Raw genomic sequence first — 19,013 nt, forward strand, 5'->3', positions numbered from 1 at the left:
CCTGATCCCCCCGGCACCGGAACCGGTCCCGTCTCCGCCCGGCCACCCCTCAGCCCTCCCGCCCGCGCCGCGTCCACGGTCCGAGTGCGCCCCGGTCGCCCTTGCCGCGCAGCCGGGCCACCGGCCCGGAGCCGCGTACGGCCAGGGCCGCGCCGGGCTCGGCCGCAGGGGCGTCCTGGGTCTCCGGGGCGGTCAGCAGCCCCAGTTCGCCCGCCACCGCCCACAGGGCCTGCTTGACCGTCGAGCGGTTGTCGAGGTCCTGGACCCGGCCCGCGTCGACGACGGCCTGGAGTTCCTTGAAGGCGGCCGGCACGGGGGTGCGTACCGAACGGGTCTTGGTGATCTTCTCGATCAGGGCGGGCTGGATCTCGGTCTGCTTGCTCCAGCGGTTGACGACCATCGTGGTCTCCTCGGCCTTCCTGACCTGGAGCCGGTCCCACATCCGGACCATCCGCTTGGCCGCCCGTACCGCGACCACGTCCGGGGTGGTGACCAGGACGGCCACGTCCGCGAGCTCCACGGCCGCCGCGTTGGCGCCGGTCACCTGGGTGCCGCAGTCGATGACGACGAGCTCGTAGCGGGCGCGCAGGGCGGCGATCACGTGGCGGGCGGCGCGGTCGTCGACCTCCTCGCCGCGTTCGCCGTCGGCCGGGGCCAGGAGCAGCGCGAGGCCGGTGCGGTCGTCGTAGACGGCGTCCTGCAGGACGCGTGGGGAGATGTCCTGGATGCCGGCGAGGTCGGCGATGGAGCGGCGGAACTGCACGTCGAGGTACGAGCCGATGTCGCCGGCCTGGAGGTCCAGGTCGACCAGGGCGGTACGCCGTCCCGCGGCGACCGCGGCGAGCGCGAACTGCACGGCCGCGAAGGTGGCGCCGACTCCGCCCTTGGCCCCGGTGACCGTGACGACCTTGCCGCCCGGGCCGCTGGGGAGCTCCGGGCCCCGGCCCAGGTGGCGGCGTACGCCCACGGACCACTGGGCGGCGGCCTGCACGCGGGCGGCGAGCTCCTCGTAGGAGAGGGGCAGGCCGATCAGGCCGCGGGCGCCGGAGTCCATGGCGGCGGAGAAGAGGGCGGGACTCGCGTCGGAGGTGAGGAGGACGACGCCGACCGCGGGGAAGCGCAGGGCGACCTCGCGGATGAGGTCCAGGACGGGGAGCGGACCGATCCGCTCGTGTACGAGGACCACCTCGGGCAGTTCGTCGATCGACTCGCCCGCCAGCCGGGCGAGCATGTCGAGGAGGAAGGTGGAGTCGGGGACGGGGGCGGCCGGCTCGGCGCCGGGGAGCTGGCTGAGCAGGGTGGCGATGATGCGGGCGGATTCCGGGTCGCCGACCGCGGGGAGGATGCGCGTGGTCATCGGCGCCTCACCTGTCCCCTTCGAGGGTGTAGAAGTGGTCGCCCGGGTTGGGCGCCGAGTCGGTGCCGGGGGCCACCAGGGCCAGGCGTACGTGCACGGCGAAGGACTCGGCGTAGGCGACGCGCTGGGTGTCCTTGGTGGACAGGGCGAAGGTGATCGGGACGGCGTCGGTGGTGTTCTTCTTGTCGCTGTCCTTGGAGTCGATGGGGGTCAGCTTGCCGACGTTGATGACGCGGGCGTTGGCCACCATGAGCACGGACTGGTCGGGGCCGTCCGCCTTCTTGCTCTTGTAGGTGCCGATGATGTTGACCTTGGAGCCGGGGGTGATCTTGCCCGCCACGCCCGTGGAGGCGTCGATCATGATCGCGATCTCCTGCTCGCCGGCCTGGAGCTTCGGCTTGTCGACGAACATGTCGCTCTGGAGCAGCGAGCCCTTCTTCAGGGCGGTGAGCGCCAGCTTGTCCTTGAGTGCGGCCAGGTCGGTGACGGCGGTCTTGGACAGCCACCGCTCGGGGACCGTGACCTGCTCGAACTGGCCGGCCGCCAGGGGGGTGTACGGGGCTATGTCGCCCTTCACCCGGTAGGCGACGACCTCGTTGCCGACCTTGGAGTTGACGTCTCCCACCACCACGAGGACTCCGCCGAAGGCGGCGAGGGCGCACAGGACCGACAGGATCAGCAGGATGACGCCGCGGCGCTGGCGTGAGTTCATGGCCGTCTTACCTCGCCGTTCTTCATTCGTTCGGGCCGGTCAGTGTCTGGATCTGGATCTGGGGCGGAGTTGGGCCGCGGAGGCCGCCGGGGGCGGCGGGGCCGGTGCGAGGAGCGGGGCGGCGCAGAAGCCGCAGCGGTCGCCGATGAGTTCGAAGCCGCACCAGCGGCACTCCTCGCGGCGGACCGAGGCGACGAGCTGGTAGAGCACCGAGGGGTCCGGGATGGCGGCCGCGAACTCCACCAGCTTCGGGGTTCCCCACCAGGCGGGCGAGTCGGCGGGCAGCTGGTTCTCCATGACGCCCTGGACCCGCCACGCGGGGGCCAGCTCGGAGGCCACCCAGTCGGTGGTGAGCTGGCCGCGGGCGAAGGTGAGGTGGGTGGCGAAGTCGGGGCCCGGGGGGAGCGTGGCGCCGCCGCCGTGGGTTCCGCCGGAGCCCGAGCCCAGTTTGACCAGGTGCGGGGTCGGGTGTGCCAGTACGGCGAACTGGGCGTTCGGGGACCAGGACTTCGCGTGCGCCTTGAGTCCGACCGGCACCCGGTCCAGCTTGGCGACCGAGCCGAGCAGCGCGCCGGCGTAGACGTAGTGCGCGAGGAGCCGGGCCGCGGAGGCGAGGACTCCGGGGCTGAAGTCGCTGATGCTGAGCTGGCGCAGCTGACGCGCCAGCAGGGCCGTTCCCAGCGGGGGGAGGTCGACGTCGACGAGGGCGATCCGGTCGGTTTCCAGGATGGCCCGGACGGTGTGCAGGCGGCGGACGGCGGAGACCCGGAGCCAGGACGGCACGAGGACCACCAGGTGGCCGTGGCGCTCCAGCAGGCCGGCCGCCTGGGCGAGCGCGCCCTCCAGGTCGAGCTCCTCGGGCGGCGGCAGGACGGCGCCGGCCGGAGTGTGCCGGTCCGGGGCCGGCAGCACCAGATCGGCGCTGGTGACAGCAATGGCGATCGGCACGCGCGTCCCCCCGTTCACCCCGTCATCCGCGGGTGTTCCCCTGGCCGCCGTGCGGGCGCGCATGCTGCGCGACCGCAAACGATCAACACCCCTCCCCCTTGCCCCAGCACCATATCCGCGTCCTTCCTGACAGGGCAGGGCCTTGCGGATTCCCGTGCCACCGGCACGTGTCACGGAGGTCGGGAAAATCCGGACAACAAGGATCGGAAGTCACCGGAAGGCGATGGCCGGGTCGATCGGATCAAGCCATATTGCAAACACTCTTGACAGGGGACATTGGACTAGACCAACTTGGCTGCGGGGCACCCCACTTGCCCCCGACCACTCCCTGACGCGTCCTCACATCCCCACTCCCCCCACCGGAGCCCACGTGAACCGCATACGCTCCCTCGCCATCCCGCTCGCCGTGACCCTCGCCGCCGCCGGGCTCACCGCCCTGACCACCGGCACCGCCCAGGCCGCCGACGTCAACGTCGTCCGCAACGGCGGCTTCGAGTCCGGCCTCGCCAACTGGACGTGCACCTCCGGCAGCGGCGCCGTCGTCTCCTCCCCCGTCTTCGCGGGGGCCGGAGCCCTCAAGGCCACCCCGGCGGGCCAGGACAACGCCCGGTGCAGCCAGGTCGTCACCGTCAAGCCGAGTTCGACCTACACGCTCAGCCAGCAGGTCAACGGCTCGTACGTGTACCTCGGCGCGACCGGGACCGGCACCCAGGACGTCTCCACCTGGACCCCCGGCACCGGCGGCGGCTTCCAGAAGCTGTCCACGACCTTCACCACCGGCCCGAGCACCACCCAGGTCACCGTCTACACCCACGGCTGGTACGGCCAGCCGGGCTTCGTGGTCGACGAGTTCAGCGTCTTCGGCCCCGACGGCGGTGGCGGCACCGACCCGTCGCCGACCATCCCCGGAGCCCCCTCCGGCAGCGCCGTTTCAGGCCAGAGCTCCAGCGGGCTCACCCTTTCGTGGAACACGGTCAGCGGGGCCACCGGGTATTACGTGTATCAGGACGGCGTCCGCGTCCAGACCGTGACCTCGGGCACCTCCGCGCAGATCACCGGGCTCGCCGCGTCGACCACGTACTCCTTCCAGGTGAGCGCGTACAACGCCGCCGGAGAGGGCACGAAGGGCGCGGCCGTCCCCGGCACCACCACCAGCGGCGGGGGCGGCAACCCGAACCCGGCGGTGCCCAAGCACGCGCTGACGGGCTACTGGCAGAACTTCAACAACGGCGCGACCATCCAGAAGATCTCCGACGTCTCCGCGCAGTACGACATCATCGCCGTCTCCTTCGCCGATGCCACGTCCACGCCCGGCGCCATCGCCTTCAACCTCGACTCGGCCGGCCTCGGCGGCTACACGGTCCCCCAGTTCAAGGCGGACATCGCCGCGAAGAAGGCGGCCGGCAAGTCCGTCATCCTCTCCATCGGCGGCGAGAAGGGCACCATTTCGGTCAACGATTCGACGTCCGCGACCAACCTCGCGAACTCCGCGTACGCGCTGATGCAGGAGTACGGCTTCACCGGGATCGACATCGACCTGGAGAACGGCCTGAACCCGACCTACATGACCCAGGCGCTGCGCGCGCTGTCGGCCAAGGCCGGCCCCTCCCTCGTCCTCACCATGGCCCCGCAGACCATCGACATGCAGTCGACGCAGGGCGGCTACTTCAAGACGGCGCTCGCGGTGAAGGACATCCTGACCGTCGTCAACATGCAGTACTACAACAGCGGATCGATGAACGGCTGCGACGGCAACGTGTACCACCAGGGCTCGGTGGACTTCCTCACCGCGCTGGCCTGCATCCAGCTGGAGGGCGGGCTCGCCCCCTCGCAGGTGGGCATCGGGGTCCCGGCCTCGCCCAGCGGCGCGGGCAGCGGCTACGTCTCGCCGGCCATCGTGAACAACGCGCTGGACTGCCTGACCCGGGGCACGAGCTGCGGAAACTTCAAGCCGTCGAAGACCTGGCCGGGACTGCGCGGCGCGATGACCTGGTCGACCAACTGGGACGCCAAAGCGGGTAGCGCTTGGTCCAACGCGGTGGGTCCGAAGGTCCACGGCCTGCCGTAGCAGGTAGGTGTGTGGGGGTGGCCGATTCGAGTTCTTGACCCGGACATGCCACGAGAGCACGCTGTGCGCGTCCGCACGGCTACCCCCACACTCCCACCCAGGAGAACGCATGCGGCTCCACCACCGCCGAAGGGCCGCCATCACAGCGGCCCTTCTCGCGCTCGCGCTCGGCGCACCCGCCTACGGCATGAGCGCGACGGCAGCCCCGCCACCCACCCCGTCGACCGCCACCCAGGACGAGTCCATCGCCCAGTACGAGATCCAGGGCCCGGCCACGGCGGCCGAACGCACCGCCCTGCTCCGTACGGGGATCTCGATCGACGAGGTGGACGCCCGCTCGGTCGTCGTCAGCGCCGACACGATGCAGGCCAGGAAGCTGCGCGCCCTCGGCTACGAGCTGACCGCGCTGCCCGGACCGCCGGACCGCTCCGACGGGCGCGACATCGCCGCCGGGATCAACGACTTCCCGTCGAAGGACGCGCTTTACCACAACTACGCCGAGGCGAGCGCGGAGATCGACCAGCGCGTCGCCCAGTACCCCTCGATCATCAGCAAGCGGGTCATCGGGAAGTCCTACCAGGGCCGGGACCTCGTCGCGATCAAGATCAGCGACAACGTCGCGACCGACGAGGCCGAGCCCGAGGTGCTCTTCACCGCGCACCAGCACGCCCGCGAGCACCTGACCGTCGAGATGGCCCTCTACCTGCTCAAGGAGTTCGGCTCCAAGTACGGGACGGACTCGCGCGTCACCAACATGGTCAACGGCCGCGAGATCTGGATCATCCCCGACCTCAACCCGGACGGCGGCGAGTACGACATCGCCAGCGGCTCGTACCGCTCCTGGCGCAAGAACCGGCAGCCCAACGCCGGCTCCTCCTACGTCGGCACGGACGAGAACCGCAACTGGAACTACAAGTGGGGCTGCTGCGGCGGCTCCAGCAGCAGCAAGAGCTCCGAGACCTACCGGGGCCCGGCCGCCGAGTCGGCGCCCGAGGTGAAGGCGGTCTCCGACTTCGTGCGCAGCCGCGTGGTCGGCGGCAAGCAGCAGATCACGGCCGCCATCGACTTCCACACGTACAGCGAGCTCGTGCTGTGGCCGTTCGGGTGGACGTACAACGACACGGCGCCCGGCCTGACCGCCGACGACCTGGCCGTGTTCAAGAAGATCGGCACCAGCATGGCGGCCAGCAACGGCTACACGCCGGAGCAGTCGAGCGACCTGTACATCACCGACGGGACGATCGACGACTGGCTGTGGGGCGACCAGAAGATCTTCGGCTACACCTTCGAGATGTACCCGGTCGGCTCGGGCGGCGGGGGCTTCTACCCGCCGGACGAGGTCATCGACCGCGAGACGGCGCGCAACAAGGACGCGGTGCTGCAGCTCCTGGAGAACGCCGACTGCATGTACCGGTCGATCGGCAAGCAGGCGCAGTACTGCTCATAGCGGCTGCCGCAGCGCCTGTCGCAGTACCCGTCACGTGAACCGGGGCGCCCCACCGCCAGGGGGGCGCCCCTCCGCGTGCGCTGCGGCTAGTCCTTCTTCGCCTCCTCGGCGTTGCGCCAGATCGTGAGGTCGAGGGTGATGTACTGGCTCGACTCCTTCGCCCCCGACTTGCCGCGGTAGGTCGCCACCGCGACGTGCCCGGCGTCGCTCAGGACGCAGACCTGGGATCCGACCGTGAGCTGGTCGAGGCTGATCTTCTCGGTGAAGCGGGTCACGCTGCGGCAGGTCTCCAGCGAGCCCTTCTCCGCGTTGTTCAGCAGGACCAGCTTCCCGTTCGCGGTGCCGAACTCGTCGTTCCCGAAGACGGAGTCCCGGTAGTAGTAGAGGTCCCCCTTGCCGTACTTCACGCCCCCGCCGTTCGGCTCCTCCGCCGGACGCGGCGGATTGTCGGCGAGCAGCAGCCGGTGGGATCCGGGCATGTCGATGCCCTTGTACTCGACCGGCTGCGGGTCGACGGGTTTGGCGGCCTTGCCCGGGGAGGCACTGGCGCCCGCCGTGGTGCCACCGCTGCCGGGCGACCCGGCCGCACCGTTCTTCTTGGAGCCGTCCGGGAGCAGGTTCCCGAGGACGGCGAGCCCGATGACGGCGCCCACGACGGACAGGGTGACGATCAGCCCGGTCCGCTTGGGGCGGGTCGGGGCGGGCGGGTACGTCTGCTGCCCCCACCCGGGCTGCGCGTACGAGGGCTGTGCGTACGAAGGCTGCGGGCGCGGAGGCTGCGGGTACGAGGGCTGAGCGTACGGGGGCTGCTGGTGCTGGGGCTGCCCGTACGGCGGCGGTGTCCCGTAGCCGCTCGGCACGGTCGCCTGTCCGGGCTGCGCCGGAGGAGCGTGCGTCGGGGCGGCGTGCGTCGGGGAGGCGTGCGTCGGGGAGGCGGCCAGGCCGGTGGGCGTGTACCCGGGCGCGGCGGCGGGTGCCGGAGGCGCGCTCGGGGCCGGGGGCTGCGGGGCGAGTTCCGTAGGAGTCGGCGCCTGGGCCGCCGCCGGCGGCGGGGTGTGCGCCGCGGCGGGCAGCAGGTGCACCCGCTCGGTGATGGAGCCGGCGATCGCGCGCGGCAGCCAGTCCTCCCCCTGGCGCAGCGGAGCGGCCGAGGCCGCGTGGCACAGCTCGATGACCTCGGTGAGGGCCGGGCGGTCGGCCGGGTCGCGGCTGAGGCAGCGGGTCACCAGGGGCCGCAGCTCCTCGGGCAGCCCGCTGAGGTCGGGGTCCTCGTGCACGATCCGGTAGAGCACGGCGTGCGAGGGCCCGTCCCCGTAGACGGAGGACCCGATCGCCGCGAAGGCCGCGATCTGGCCGAGGGCGAAGACGTCGGTGGCCGGGGTGACCGTGCCCGCCGAGGCCTGCTCGGGCGCCATGAACGCCGGGGTGCCGATGCTGACGCCCGTGCTGGTCAGGGCGGTGGTGTCGGCGGCGCGGGCGATGCCGAAGTCGATGACGCGCGGGCCGTCGGAGGCGAGGAGGACGTTGGCGGGCTTCAGGTCGCGGTGGACGATGCCCGCGCCGTGGATGACGGTCAGGGCCTCGGCGACCCCGACGGCGAGCAGCAGCACGCTGCGCGGCGGCAGTGCGCCGTGGTGGGCCACGGCGTGCGCGAGGGAGGGGCCGGGCACGTAGGCCGTGGCCAGCCAGGGCTGGGCGCCCTCGGTGTCCGAGTCGATGACCGGAGCGGTGTAGAGCCCCTGGACGCGCTCCGCGGACCGCACCTCCTGCTGGAAGCGCCGCCGGAACTCGGGGTCCTCGCCGAACTCGGACCGGATCACCTTGATGGCGATGGGCCGGCCGCCCGGCGTGTACGAGAGGTACACCTTGCCCATGCCGCCGGCGCCGAGCACCGCCGCGAGCCGGTAGCCGCCCACGACCTCCGGGTCGTCCGCCTTGAGCGGTTGGAAGATGCCTGCCGAAGGTGCGCTGCTCATGAGGTTCCATCCCTGCTGGCGGCGTTCCCCGGCCCCCGCCGACGCCCCGAAGTCATCCGTGAGGGTACCCAATGCGCGATCGCGTCCCGGACCCGGACCGCGTGCCCGACGGCGGGAGTTGGCCCGCCGCCGGTCTGCGCCCGTCAGCCGTGGAAGGTGATGTACCCGTTGCCGTCGGAGTCGGAGCCGCTCTTGGTGTAGGCGTGCGAATCCGCGATCTTGCCGGTGGGGGTGGAGAAGTAGATCGTGTCGCGGTCGTTGTTCCAGATGAAGTTGCAGCTGCCGCGGTAGGCCACGTTGTTCGCGTCGGACTCGGTGCCGTAGCCGCCGCGGAGCTTCACGAAGTCACCGGGCTGCAGGTAGTGGTTGTTGGTGAAGGTGAAGCGGTTGCCGACGGCGTCCTTGACGACGTAGCCCTTGAGGTTGACCGTCGACGTGGTCGAGTAGTTCTTGATCGTCAGGTACTCCGCGGCGGTGTTGCCCGTGGAGCAGCTGTTGGAGTCCGCGCCGGGGGCGTCGTACTGGACTCCGCGGATCTTCAGGGAGAACCCGGACTCGGTGGCCTGGGCCGGGGTGGCGGCGAGGACGGCCAGCGTGCCGGTGGCGACGGCCGCGGCTATGACAGAGAGCTTGCGCAAGAGAGTTCCCCCCACATCGTGTGTACAAAGCGCGCTCAAGATACACAGGACACGGAAGGTGATCACCGGTTCGCACACACTCTGGGACGCAGGCCGAAAGCCTGCCCACGCCGGACCCGCCCCGGCCGCCAACTCCCGTGGAACGCAGGGGCGGGCGACCCTCTAGCCGAGCACCGCGAGGGCGTCGATCTCGATCAGCAGGCCGCCCGGGAGGCCCACGTACACGGTAGTGCGCGCGGAGGGGGCCTGCTTCAGGTTCTGCTCCTCGAAGTAGGCGTTGTAGATCGCGTTCATCTCTCCGAAGTGGGTGGTGTCGGTGAGGTAGACGCGCAGCATCATCACGTCGTCCCAGGTGGCACCGCCCGCCTCCAGGACCGAGCGGACGTTCTCCAGCGTCTGGAGGGTCTGCTCGCGCAGGGTGGGGCCGGCCGGCGTGGGCTCCTGCCCGTCCACGTGCGGGAGGAAGCCGACCTGGCCGGCGACCTGGAGGATGGTGCCCTTGCGGACGCCGTGCGAGAACTTCGCGGGCGGGTCGGTGTGGGTGGCGGGGGTGATCGCGGTCTTGTCGGTCATGGCCTGTCTTCTTCCTGTTCCTGCACGGGGCCCGAGCCTGAGTACTCGCGGCCGATGGCGTCGGCGGTCTGCCGTACGAGCGGGAGGAGTTCGAGCAGCCCCGCCACGGGGAGGACCACGCCGGGGGCGGAGACGGACATCGCGGCGACCACCCGGCCGTCGGGTCCGCGGACGGGGGCGGCGAGGCAGTTCAGGGACTCCTCGTGGCCGCCGATGTCGGTGGCCCACCCCTGGGCGCGTACGAGGTCCAGCTCGCGCAGGTACGCGGCGGCGTCGGGGGTGGAACGGGAGGTGTAGGCCGGGTAGTCGATGCGCGCGGCCAGGGCCCGGCGCTCCGGCTCCGGCAGGTCGGCGATCAGCAGCTTCGCCACGGCGGCCACGGTGAGGGGGACGGGCCGGCCGATGCGCGAGTACATCCGCACCGCGTAGCGGCTGTCCACCTTGTCGACGTAGACGACCTCGTCGTCCTGGTGGAGGGCGAGGTGCACGGTGTGCCCCGTGGTCCGGTTCAGTTCCAGCAGGTGGGGATGCGCGATCTCGCGCACGTCGAGGTTCTCGATGGACTCGGCGGCCAGTGCGAAGAGGGAGGCGCCGAGCCGGTAGCGCCCGTCGCTCTGCCGGTAGGCGAAGCCGTGTTCCTGGAGGGTCCGCAGCAGCCGCAGGGCCGTGCTCTTGTGCACGTCGAGCACCTCGGCGACCTCGCCGAGCCCGGCCGGGCCCTTGGCCAGGGCAGGCAGGATCCGGAGCGCCCGCTCCACCGACTGGCTCACGCCGCGTACCTCCGTACGGAACCGGACCCGTTGACCCGTCGTCATCCGGGATGTTAGACAGCATGCAGCGGTACACGCAACGACTGTTGCAGCATACGCAACAACCGCAACGCTCCGGGAGGCACACGCACATGCCCAGCGACCCCGTCCAGGCCCTCGCCCAGGAACCGGTGGACCACCGCTTCAAGGGCCTCCCCCCGGATGCCGGGCAGGCGGGCCTCACCGTCGGGGAGCTGACCGCCCAGCGGCGGAGCCTCTACACCGGCGGGTTCACCACGCCCGTGCTCACCCTCGACGCCGATGCGCTGAGCCACAACCTCGCCGCCCTCGGCACCTACGCCGAGCGCCACGGCCTGGCCTTCGCCCCGCACGGCAAGACCTGCATGGCCCCGCAGCTGTTCCGGCGTCAGCTCGACCACGGGGCCTGGGGCATCACCGCGGCCGTGCCCCACCAGGCCCGCGTCTACCGGGCGTTCGGCATCCAGCGGATCTTCCTCGCCAACGAGCTCGTCGACGCCGCGGCCCTGCGCTGGGTGGCCGCCGAGCTCGCCGCGGACCCCGCTTTCCGCTTCGTCTGCTACGTGGACTCCGTGCGCGGGGTCCAGCTCATGGACCGGGCACTCCAGGGCCAGCCGCAGCGCATCGACGTGGTCGTCGAGCTCGGCGCCGGGGAAGGCGCCCGCACGGGGGCCCGTACGGACGAGGACTGCCGGGCCGTCGCCGACGCGGTGGCGGGTACGGACACCCTGCGCCTGGTCGGCATCGCCGGGTACGAGGCGGAGGTGCCCGGGGCCGACCCGGACTCCGTGCACGCCTACCTGCGCCGGCTCACCGCCCTGGCGGCCGAGTTCGACAAGGCCGGGCGGTTCGAGGGGGTCGGGGAGATCGTCGTCAGCGCGGGCGGATCCGCCTGGTTCGACGCCGTGGCCGACGTGTTCGCCGAGCTGCCGGAGCTCTCGCGGCCGGTCCTGAAGCTGCTGCGCTCCGGTGCGTACGTCTCCCACGACCACGGCTGGTACACCCGCCTCACCCCCTTCAACCGGGTGCCCGAGGAGGGCGGGCTGCGCCCCGCCTTCCGGCTCTGGGCGCAGGTGGTCTCCCGCCCCTCCCCCACGCAGGCGTATCTCAACGCCGGCAAGCGGGACATCGCCTACGACCTGGGGCTGCCCGAGGCCGAGCTCGTCCGCGACCCCCTCACCGGCGCCGAGCGCCCGGCGACGGGGATCCGCGTCCTCAAGCTCTCCGACCAGCACGCCTGGCTGGAGACGGACTCCGCCGAGGACGTGCAGGTCGGCGACTGGGTGGCGCTGGGGATGTCGCACCCGTGCACGATCTTCGAGAAGTGGCCGCTGATCCCGGTGGTGGAGGCCGACGGCACGGTCACGGAGTACGTCCGGACCTTCTTCTGAGCCTCGAAGGGGCACTCCCACCATCATGGACCTGGTCATCCGCGGGGCCCGCGTCGTCGACGGCACGGGCGGGCCCTCCTTCACCGCCGACGTCGGGATCCACGAGGGCCGCATCGCCGAGGTGGGCCGGATCGCGGGCGGCGGGCGGCGGACGCTCGACGCCCGCGGCCTCGCCCTGGCCCCCGGTTTCATCGACATGCACGCCCACAGCGACCTCGCCCTGCTGCGCGATCCGGACCACAGCGCGAAGGCCGCCCAGGGCGTGACCCTCGAAGTCCTCGGCCAGGACGGCCTGTCCTACGCCCCCGTGGACGACCGCACGCTGGCCGAGGTGCGGGCGGCCATCGCCGGCTGGAACGGCACGGGCGAGGACATCGACTTCGACTGGCGCACGGTCGGCGGGTACCTGGACCGGCTGGACGCGCAGGGCATCGCCGTCAACGCCGCCTACCTCGTACCCCAGGGAACCGTCCGCGCCCAGGTCGTCGGCTGGGGCGACCGCCCCGCCACCCCGGCGGAGCTCGACCGGATGCGGGCCCTGGTCGCCGAGGGGCTCGCGCAGGGCGCCGTGGGGATGTCCTCCGGGCTCACCTACACCCCGGGCATGTACGCGTCCGGCGCCGAACTGACGCAGCTGTGCCAGGTGGTGGCGCGGTACGGCGGCTACTACTGCCCCCACCACCGCTCGTACGGCCGCGGCGCCCTCACCGCCTACGCCGAGATGGTCGAGCTGACCCGCGAGGCCGGCTGCGCACTGCACCTGGCGCACGCCACGATGAACTTCGGCGAGAACCGGGGCCGGGCGGGCGAGCTGCTCGCCCTGCTCGACGGGGCGCTCGCCGACGGCGCCGACATCACCCTCGACAGCTACCCGTACACCCCCGGCTGCACCACCCTGGTCGCCCTGCTGCCCAGTTGGGCGAACGAGGGCGGACCCGAAGCGGTCCTGGCGCGCCTGCGCGACGACGCCGAGGCCGAGCGGATCCGGTACGCGCTGGAGGTGGAGGGGGCCGACGGCTGCCACGGGGTCCCGGTCGACTGGTCGACGATCGAGATCGCCGGAACCACGGATCCGGCCTACGGGGCGTACGTCGGCACGCGGATCCCCGACTGGGAGACGGCCCGGGCGCTGCTGCTGGGGGACCGGCTCGGACCGAGCATCCTGCAGCACGTCGGGCACGAGGAGAACGTACGGGCGATCATGCGCCACCCGGTCCACACGGGCGGCTCGGACGGCATCCTGCAGGGCGCGAAACCGCACCCGCGGGCCTACGGCACCTTCCCGCACTACCTCGGGCACTACGTCCGCGAGTTGGGCGTCCTCTCCCTGGAGGAGTGCGTCGCCCACCTCTGCGGCCGCCCCGCCGCACGGCTGCGGCTGGCGGACCGGGGGCTGGTGCGCGTCGGGCACGTGGCCGACCTCGTCCTCTTCGATCCGCTGACGGTCGCGGCCGGATCGACGTACGAGCATCCGCGCGGGCTGCCGACCGGGATCCCGTACGTCCTGATCGAGGGGCGTTTCGTCGTACGGGACGGGCGCCGGACGGACGTCCTCGCGGGGCGGGCCGTGCGCCGCACGCCGTACGGCGGCCGGTAGCCGGTGATCGGTCCGCCGGTTGCCGGTAGCCGGTGATCGGTCCGCCGGTTGCCGATAGCCGGTGATCGGTCCGCCGGTTGCCGATAGCCGGTTGCCGCTTGCCGCTTGCCGGTCTCCGTCTCCCCGTCACTCCTCCGCCCGTCCTCCCTCCACACCTACGATGATCGGCATGTACGCCTTCGTACCTGCCGCCCTCTTCCTCGTCCTCTTCGGCGTGAGCGTCCGGGAGGACCGTCGGCGCTTCCGCAACGCGGTCTACCTGGGCCTCACCTTCATATTCCTGTCGGTCGGCCTGCTCACCCTGGTCCCGGACCTGCCCGACGGCCTCGGCGGCATCATCGTCGCGCTGGTCTTCCTGATCCCCTCGCTCGGCACGATCGCGCTCGGCTTCTTCCTGATCGGCAACGGGCTGACGATGATCCGCAAGGAGGGACGCAGCCCGGCCAATCTGCTCGCCTTCACGGCGGGGGTGGGGATCTTCGCCCTGATCGCGTTCGTCCTGACCCTGGGCAGCCGGGGCTCCCGGACCTGGGACGCGGTGGTGGGGGGCGTGGTCCTCCTCACCGGGTACGTCTCCTTCCTCTTCCTGTGCTTCCTCGCCTACGCCTACCTCTACGGCCGGATCAAGGTGCGCGGGGACGTCGATTACGTCGTGCTGCTCGGCTCCGGCCTGATCGGCGGCGACCGGGTCCCGCCGCTGCTGGCCTCGCGGCTGCGCAAGGGCCGGGAGATCCACGACGCGCAGATCGCCCGGGGCGGACGGGTGCCGCTGCTGCTGACCTCGGGCGGCAAGGGAGCGGACGAGAAGGTCGCGGAGGCGCGGGCGATGGCCGACTGGCTGATCGCCGGGGGCGTCCCCGAGGACCACGTGCGGCTGGAGGACCGGTCCCGCACGACGGAGGAGAACCTCCGGTACAGCCGGGCGATCATGGAGAGCGCCGATCCCGGCTACCGCTGCGTGGTGGTCACCAACAACTTCCACGCCTTCCGCGCCGCGATGATGGCCCGCAAGGCCGGGGTGAACGGTCAGGTGCTGGGCTCTCCCACGGCGAAGTACTTCTGGCCGAGCGCGACGATCCGCGAGTTCGCGGCCGTGTTCTGGGAGCACAAGATCGTGAACCTCGGCATGTGCGGTGCGATCGTCGCGCTGGCGGCGGTGCTGGCGGTGCTGGCGATCAACAGCGCCTGAGGCGCGGCCCCGACGTGCGTTCATGGGGGCACGGCCGGAGGATGGGGGCCAGGGGGACACAGCAGGAGGTAGCCATGGACAGTGAATCGGACCAGCAGCCCCAGCGCCCGGCCCACCTCTACACGGGGTCGGAGCACCCGTTCGACCCCGAGGACCTCGTGATGGCGCGCGGCCAGGACGTGACTCCGGAGCGGGTCGAGAAGGCGCGCAAGCTGATCGAGAAGGAGGGCCCGAGGGCGCTCGAACGCTACCTCCCCTAGGTGGGCCCGGAGCCGGGCGGACCGGGCTCCCCGGTCCGCCCGGCGGTGTCCGGCGGGCCCGGTGCGCATCCGGATGCACGGGATCCCGCTCGTGCCCGACGTCATCGCGTGCGCGCGCTCGCCCCACGCGGCCCGAAGCCGCTGACGATCAGCCGGCCGGCCAGCGCCAGCTCCCAGGCGAACACGGGCAGTGCCGCGACGGCCCCCGCCGTGGAGAGCTGCTCGTAGGCACCGAACATCACGGCTACGGCAGAGGCGCAGATCAGCGGCCCGCCGACCAGCCCGAGCACGGCGATGAAGCGCGGCACGAGCCGTGCGCGGTAGGCGACGTACGCGAGCAGGACGGTGTTCAGGCCGAGGGCGATGTTGGGCCCGAGCAGGAACGTCCAGTCGTGCACGGCCACCAGCGCGGCGTCGGCGCCGCCCGCCGCGCCCGCGTCCCGGCGCAGGGTGACGAGCGCCAGGACGGCGACGATCCCGACGGCGATGACGGCGGCCTCCAGCAGGCGCCCGAAGGCGTACCCGAGCGCGAGCCCCTCGCCGTGGCGCCGCAGGACGGGGAACAGCGCCGCGCCGGTGCCGGCGACCGCCACCACCAGCACCACCTCGCAGAGCGCCCCGAGCAGCGCCTGCGTGTCGGCGCCCTGCGGGATCCGGCCGTCCGCGGCGCCCAGCAGGGGGCGGTAGAGGATCGCCCCGGCTATCGCGGAGGCCTCGGTCAGCAGGAACAGCAACCCGGCGGCCACTGCGGTTCTCCGGTCCGGACTCATCTTCTCGGTACCCCTCACTCGATGGAGGTGTACGCCGTACACCTGCCAGCGACCATAGGTGTACTGCGTACACTCGTCAAGGAGAGGGTGTCGTCGAGGCGGGAAGGGACCCAACCGGAATGACCCGGCAGCAACCCACGGACAAGGCCACGGGCCCCACCACGGACGAGGCCGCGCACGAAGCCGCACAGGAAGCCGCGGACCGGCAGCGGATCCCCCTGAACAGGGACCGCGTGCTGCGCGCCGCCGTCGCGCTCGCCGACGCCACGGGCATCGACGCGCTCAGCATGCGCAAGCTCGCTCAGGAGCTGGGCGTCGTACCGATGGCCCTCTACAAGCACGTGGCCAACAAGGAAGAGCTGCTCGACGGCATGGTCGACGCGGTCGTCACCGAGATCGACCCGCCGGCAGCGGACCCCGACTGGCGGTCCGTCGTGCGCGGGCGGATCCTCTCGGCCCGGCGGGCCCTGCTCCGCCATCCCTGGGCGGCCCGCGTCATCGAGTCCCGCACCGCCCCCACCCCGGCCGTGCTGGCCTACCTGGACTCGATGGCCGGGTGCTTCCGGAGCGGCGGCCTCTCCGCCGACCTGACGCACCACGTCATGCACGCGATGGGCAGCCGCCTGCTCGGCTTCAGCCAGGAGCTGTTCGACACCTCGGGCCCCTCCGGACCGCCCGACCCCGCGATGGCGGCCCGCTACCCGCACATCGCGGAACTGGCCGCGACGGCCGCACACGACGGGGGCTCCACGGTCGCCGGCGGCTGCGACGACCAGTTCGAGTTCGAATTCGCCCTGGACCTCCTCCTGAACGGCTTCGAAACCCTCAACCGCCAGGGCTGGACCTCGACCCGGACGACGCGGCGGACGCCGCCGACCTGAGCACCCCGGCCCCCGGGCGCCGGCTAGCCGAAGTCGTACACCGTGACGGGTATCCCCTTCGCGCACAGACCGTCCCGGATCAGCGGCTCGATGCGCGACCACTTTCCACCCGCGAGCCCGCAGCCGATGCGGGGCATGTGGACGGAGGCCCCCAGCTCCGTGGCGTGGGCCGCCACGAGGGCGAGGCAGCGTTCGACCGCCTCGTAGCGGATGGGCGGGCCACCGCTGCCGGTGCGCATGCCGTGCTGGCCGACCATGTTCGCGACCCAGGTGTCCGGGAGGACCTGGACGAGCTGCACCGCGCCGAGCGCGAAGTCGTTCCCGCTGCGGCCCCTGTGCCAGGCCCGGTACGCGGCCTCCGGCTCGCTCCAGCGCTTGGAGAGCGCGAGGACGAAGCCCTTCCCCCAGCCCCCGAGGTCGTTGCAGACGTGCGCGATGATCTTCGGCCCCCGAGCCTGTGGGCTGCTCGCATCCCCTCGGACGACGGTCGGCTGCTGCATGCGGATCCCCCTCCACTCCCCTGCCCGGAAGGTACCCGGACCCTCTGACATCGCCAGAGGGCTCCAGGTTCGGGGGGCTTGGGTCCTGAGCCTCCGGGCCATAGGTCCACAGTCTGTCCGGCCGTTGGTTTATGCCGTTTTAACCGTGTTACAACTGGAACATCGCGCTGCAAATAGCGCATTTTCCTTAGCTGTTGCCCAGCCCACACAAGCGCTGCCCGCCTTGGCAACACACCCCGTTTCCTCTGGAGGAAGCAACCGTGAGCACAGCCGAGCAGACGGCCCCGTCTGCCAAGAAGAACTCCGCCGCGATGGCGGTCATGCAGCGCCTCGGCCGCAGCCTCATGCTGCCGATCGCCGTACTGCCGGCCGCCGCGCTGCTGATGCGCTTCGGCCAGGGCGACATGCTGGGCAGCAAGTCGCTGCCGAGCTGGTGCAACGAGATAGCCAGGTACATGGCCGCCGGTGGCGGCGCCATCTTCGACAACCTGGCGTTGCTCTTCGCGGTGGGCATCGCGGTCGGCTACGCGAAGAAGGCCGACGGCTCCACCGGCCTCGCGGCCGTCGCGGGCTACCTGGTCTTCGCCAAGGTGCTGGGCACCTTCACCGACGGCAACGTGCCGAAGATCGAGGCCGTCGTCGACCACAAGGTCGCCCTGGTCGAGGCGCCCGTCAACGCCGGCGTCCTCGGCGGTGTCGTCATGGGCATCGTCGTCGCGCTGCTGTACCAGAAGTTCTACCGGACCAAGCTGCCCGACTGGGCGGGCTTCTTCGGCGGCCGCCGCCTCGTCCCGATCCTGTCCTCCCTCGCGGGCCTGGTCATCGGCATCGTCATGGGCCTGATCTGGCCGGTGCTCGGCAAGGGCATCCACGGCTTCGGCGAGTGGCTGGTCAACTCCGGCGCCGTCGGCGCGGGCATCTTCGGTGTCGCCAACCGCGCGCTGATCCCGGTCGGCATGCACCACCTGCTGAACTCCTTCCCCTGGTTCCAGGCGGGCGAGTTCGACGGCAAGCACGGCGACATCGCCCGCTTCCTCGCCGGCGACCCGAGCGCCGGACAGTTCATGACCGGCTTCTTCCCGATCATGATGTTCGCCCTCCCGGCCGCCTGCCTCGCCATCACCCACTGCGCGCGCCCCGAGCGCCGCAAGGTGGTCGGCGGCATGATGTTCTCCCTCGCGCTCACCGCCTTCGTCACGGGCATCACCGAGCCGATCGAGTTCACCTTCATGTTCATCGCCCCGGTGCTCTACGCGATCCACGCGGTCCTGACCGGTGTGTCCATGGCGCTGACCTGGTCGCTCGGCATGAAGGACGGCTTCGGCTTCTCGGCCGGCGCGATCGACTTCTTCCTCAACCTCGGCATCGCGTCGAACCCGTGGGGCCTGGCCGGCATCGGGCTCTGCTTCGCGGCGCTGTACTACTTCATCTTCCGCTTCGCGATCACCAAGTGGAACCTGCCGACCCCGGGCCGCGAGTCCGACGAGGAACTCGCCGAGATCCTCAAGGCCGAGGCGAAGTAACCGTGCCCCCGACGCAGCGCACTCCCGGACGGGGAAGGCCTTGCGGGCAGCGGCGCGAGCTGATCGCCGGCGCGGTACGGGCCAGGGGCCGCGTACGGGTCGCCGATCTCGTACGGGAGCTCGGCGTCAGCCGGATGACGATCCACCGGGACCTCCAACACCTGGACGCCCAGGGCCTGGTCCGCCGGATCCGCTCGGGAGCCGATCCCGTGGATCCGACGGACGCGACGCACTCGACGGACCCGGCGAGCCCGGCGGACGCGGCGAGCCCGACGGACCCGGCGAGCCCGACGGACCCGGCGAGCCCGGCGGACGCGGCCGCCTGAGCTCCACCCCGAGAGCAGGGGCGGGGGGGGGGGCGCCCCCCCCGGAGGGCCCCGCCCCCGCCAGCCGGC

Annotated in this window: 18 protein-coding genes; 9 read left to right on the forward strand and 9 right to left on the reverse strand. The window is 71.7% G+C overall.

What is annotated here, in order from left to right:
- Nucleotides 1-49: 49 nt before the first annotated feature.
- The 3 genes from ABZY57_RS17570 to ABZY57_RS17580 are packed head-to-tail and all read right to left on the reverse strand — an operon-like array spanning nt 50 to nt 3,017.
- Nucleotides 50-1,357, reverse strand: a complete 1,308-nt coding sequence (locus ABZY57_RS17570) for an AAA family ATPase (protein ID WP_356512801.1) — start codon at nt 1,355-1,357, stop codon at nt 50-52.
- Between the two features lie 7 nt (nt 1,358-1,364).
- On the reverse strand, nt 1,365-2,069 hold the full coding sequence (cpaB, locus tag ABZY57_RS17575; RefSeq protein ID WP_356512803.1) for a Flp pilus assembly protein CpaB: 705 nt from the start codon (nt 2,067-2,069) through the stop codon (nt 1,365-1,367).
- Between the two features lie 39 nt (nt 2,070-2,108).
- The gene (locus ABZY57_RS17580; RefSeq protein ID WP_356512805.1) at nt 2,109-3,017 is read right to left on the reverse strand and encodes a hypothetical protein; all 909 of its coding nucleotides are present in this window, start codon (nt 3,015-3,017) and stop codon (nt 2,109-2,111) included.
- A 394-nt stretch (nt 3,018-3,411) separates the two neighbouring features.
- Here ABZY57_RS17580 and ABZY57_RS17585 point away from each other — a divergent pair, with 394 nt between their 5' ends.
- Together ABZY57_RS17585 and ABZY57_RS17590 are read left to right on the forward strand one after the other, a co-directional pair.
- Nucleotides 3,412-5,085 (forward strand): glycosyl hydrolase family 18 protein, encoded by a 1,674-nt coding sequence (locus ABZY57_RS17585; protein ID WP_356512835.1) that lies wholly within the window; start codon nt 3,412-3,414, stop codon nt 5,083-5,085.
- Between the two features lie 109 nt (nt 5,086-5,194).
- Nucleotides 5,195-6,532 (forward strand): M14 family metallopeptidase, encoded by a 1,338-nt coding sequence (locus ABZY57_RS17590; protein ID WP_356512807.1) that lies wholly within the window; start codon nt 5,195-5,197, stop codon nt 6,530-6,532.
- Between the two features lie 86 nt (nt 6,533-6,618).
- Here ABZY57_RS17590 and ABZY57_RS17595 read toward each other — a convergent pair whose 3' ends face one another.
- The 4 genes from ABZY57_RS17595 to ABZY57_RS17610 all read right to left on the reverse strand — a co-directional run bounded on the left by ABZY57_RS17595 (nt 6,619) and on the right by ABZY57_RS17610 (nt 10,489).
- Nucleotides 6,619-8,508, reverse strand: a complete 1,890-nt coding sequence (locus tag ABZY57_RS17595) for a protein kinase (protein WP_356512809.1) — start codon at nt 8,506-8,508, stop codon at nt 6,619-6,621.
- A gap of 143 nt (nt 8,509-8,651) precedes the next feature.
- Nucleotides 8,652-9,146, reverse strand: coding sequence for a lamin tail domain-containing protein (locus tag ABZY57_RS17600; RefSeq protein ID WP_356512811.1), 495 nt, complete (start codon nt 9,144-9,146; stop codon nt 8,652-8,654).
- A 162-nt stretch (nt 9,147-9,308) separates the two neighbouring features.
- Nucleotides 9,309-9,719 (reverse strand): RidA family protein, encoded by a 411-nt coding sequence (locus ABZY57_RS17605; RefSeq protein ID WP_356512813.1) that lies wholly within the window; start codon nt 9,717-9,719, stop codon nt 9,309-9,311.
- Nucleotides 9,716-10,489, reverse strand: a complete 774-nt coding sequence (locus tag ABZY57_RS17610; RefSeq protein WP_356512836.1) for an IclR family transcriptional regulator — start codon at nt 10,487-10,489, stop codon at nt 9,716-9,718. Before ABZY57_RS17610 ends, ABZY57_RS17605 begins: the two co-directional genes overlap by 4 nt.
- A 131-nt stretch (nt 10,490-10,620) precedes the next feature.
- Here ABZY57_RS17610 and ABZY57_RS17615 point away from each other — a divergent pair, with 131 nt between their 5' ends.
- The 4 genes from ABZY57_RS17615 (at nt 10,621) to ABZY57_RS17630 (ending at nt 14,944) form a co-directional block, all read left to right on the forward strand.
- Nucleotides 10,621-11,898 (forward strand): amino acid deaminase, encoded by a 1,278-nt coding sequence (locus ABZY57_RS17615; protein ID WP_356512815.1) that lies wholly within the window; start codon nt 10,621-10,623, stop codon nt 11,896-11,898.
- A gap of 25 nt (nt 11,899-11,923) precedes the next feature.
- Complete coding sequence (locus ABZY57_RS17620; protein WP_356512817.1) at nt 11,924-13,495, forward strand: D-aminoacylase; 1,572 nt, start codon at nt 11,924-11,926, stop codon at nt 13,493-13,495.
- A 169-nt stretch (nt 13,496-13,664) separates the two neighbouring features.
- Nucleotides 13,665-14,684 (forward strand): YdcF family protein, encoded by a 1,020-nt coding sequence (locus tag ABZY57_RS17625; protein WP_356512819.1) that lies wholly within the window; start codon nt 13,665-13,667, stop codon nt 14,682-14,684.
- A 74-nt stretch (nt 14,685-14,758) separates the two neighbouring features.
- Complete coding sequence (locus ABZY57_RS17630) at nt 14,759-14,944, forward strand: hypothetical protein (protein ID WP_254382666.1); 186 nt, start codon at nt 14,759-14,761, stop codon at nt 14,942-14,944.
- Nucleotides 14,945-15,045: 101 nt separating this feature from the next.
- Here the strand turns inward: ABZY57_RS17630 and ABZY57_RS17635 are convergent, their stop codons facing one another.
- Entirely contained in the window at nt 15,046-15,690 is a 645-nt protein-coding gene (locus ABZY57_RS17635) for a DUF4386 domain-containing protein (protein WP_356512821.1), read from the reverse strand.
- A 143-nt stretch (nt 15,691-15,833) separates the two neighbouring features.
- Between ABZY57_RS17635 and ABZY57_RS17640 the strand changes: the two genes are divergently transcribed.
- Complete coding sequence (locus ABZY57_RS17640; protein ID WP_356512823.1) at nt 15,834-16,595, forward strand: TetR/AcrR family transcriptional regulator C-terminal domain-containing protein; 762 nt, start codon at nt 15,834-15,836, stop codon at nt 16,593-16,595.
- 23 nt (nt 16,596-16,618) lie between these two features.
- Here the strand turns inward: ABZY57_RS17640 and ABZY57_RS17645 are convergent, their stop codons facing one another.
- Nucleotides 16,619-17,095, reverse strand: coding sequence for a macro domain-containing protein (locus tag ABZY57_RS17645; RefSeq protein WP_356512825.1), 477 nt, complete (start codon nt 17,093-17,095; stop codon nt 16,619-16,621).
- 311 nt (nt 17,096-17,406) lie between these two features.
- Between ABZY57_RS17645 and ABZY57_RS17650 the strand changes: the two genes are divergently transcribed.
- Both ABZY57_RS17650 and ABZY57_RS17655 read left to right on the forward strand, forming a co-directional pair.
- Entirely contained in the window at nt 17,407-18,618 is a 1,212-nt protein-coding gene (locus ABZY57_RS17650) for a PTS transporter subunit EIIC (RefSeq protein ID WP_356512838.1), read from the forward strand.
- A gap of 2 nt (nt 18,619-18,620) precedes the next feature.
- Nucleotides 18,621-18,944, forward strand: a complete 324-nt coding sequence (locus ABZY57_RS17655; protein WP_356512827.1) for a DeoR family transcriptional regulator — start codon at nt 18,621-18,623, stop codon at nt 18,942-18,944.
- The last annotated feature ends 69 nt before the right edge of the window (nt 18,945-19,013 follow it).

Source organism: Streptomyces sp. NPDC006450 (genome assembly GCF_040612195.1).
In the GTDB taxonomy this organism is placed as follows: domain Bacteria; phylum Actinomycetota; class Actinomycetes; order Streptomycetales; family Streptomycetaceae; genus Streptomyces.

What these genes read in the sequence shown, in the direction of transcription:
- ABZY57_RS17570 (WP_356512801.1), bottom strand. Translation starts at nt 1,357, where the DNA reads ATGACCACGCGCATCCTCCCCGCGGTCGGCGACCCGGAATCCGCCCGC.
- cpaB (WP_356512803.1), bottom strand. Translation starts at nt 2,069, where the DNA reads ATGAACTCACGCCAGCGCCGCGGCGTCATCCTGCTGATCCTGTCGGTC.
- ABZY57_RS17590 (WP_356512807.1), top strand. Translation starts at nt 5,195, where the DNA reads ATGCGGCTCCACCACCGCCGAAGGGCCGCCATCACAGCGGCCCTTCTC.
- ABZY57_RS17595 (WP_356512809.1), bottom strand. Translation starts at nt 8,508, where the DNA reads ATGAGCAGCGCACCTTCGGCAGGCATCTTCCAACCGCTCAAGGCGGAC.
- ABZY57_RS17605 (WP_356512813.1), bottom strand. Translation starts at nt 9,719, where the DNA reads ATGACCGACAAGACCGCGATCACCCCCGCCACCCACACCGACCCGCCC.
- ABZY57_RS17615 (WP_356512815.1), top strand. Translation starts at nt 10,621, where the DNA reads ATGCCCAGCGACCCCGTCCAGGCCCTCGCCCAGGAACCGGTGGACCAC.
- ABZY57_RS17620 (WP_356512817.1), top strand. Translation starts at nt 11,924, where the DNA reads ATGGACCTGGTCATCCGCGGGGCCCGCGTCGTCGACGGCACGGGCGGG.
- ABZY57_RS17625 (WP_356512819.1), top strand. Translation starts at nt 13,665, where the DNA reads ATGTACGCCTTCGTACCTGCCGCCCTCTTCCTCGTCCTCTTCGGCGTG.
- ABZY57_RS17630 (WP_254382666.1), top strand. Translation starts at nt 14,759, where the DNA reads ATGGACAGTGAATCGGACCAGCAGCCCCAGCGCCCGGCCCACCTCTAC.
- ABZY57_RS17640 (WP_356512823.1), top strand. Translation starts at nt 15,834, where the DNA reads ATGACCCGGCAGCAACCCACGGACAAGGCCACGGGCCCCACCACGGAC.
- ABZY57_RS17645 (WP_356512825.1), bottom strand. Translation starts at nt 17,095, where the DNA reads ATGCAGCAGCCGACCGTCGTCCGAGGGGATGCGAGCAGCCCACAGGCT.
- ABZY57_RS17650 (WP_356512838.1), top strand. Translation starts at nt 17,407, where the DNA reads ATGGCGGTCATGCAGCGCCTCGGCCGCAGCCTCATGCTGCCGATCGCC.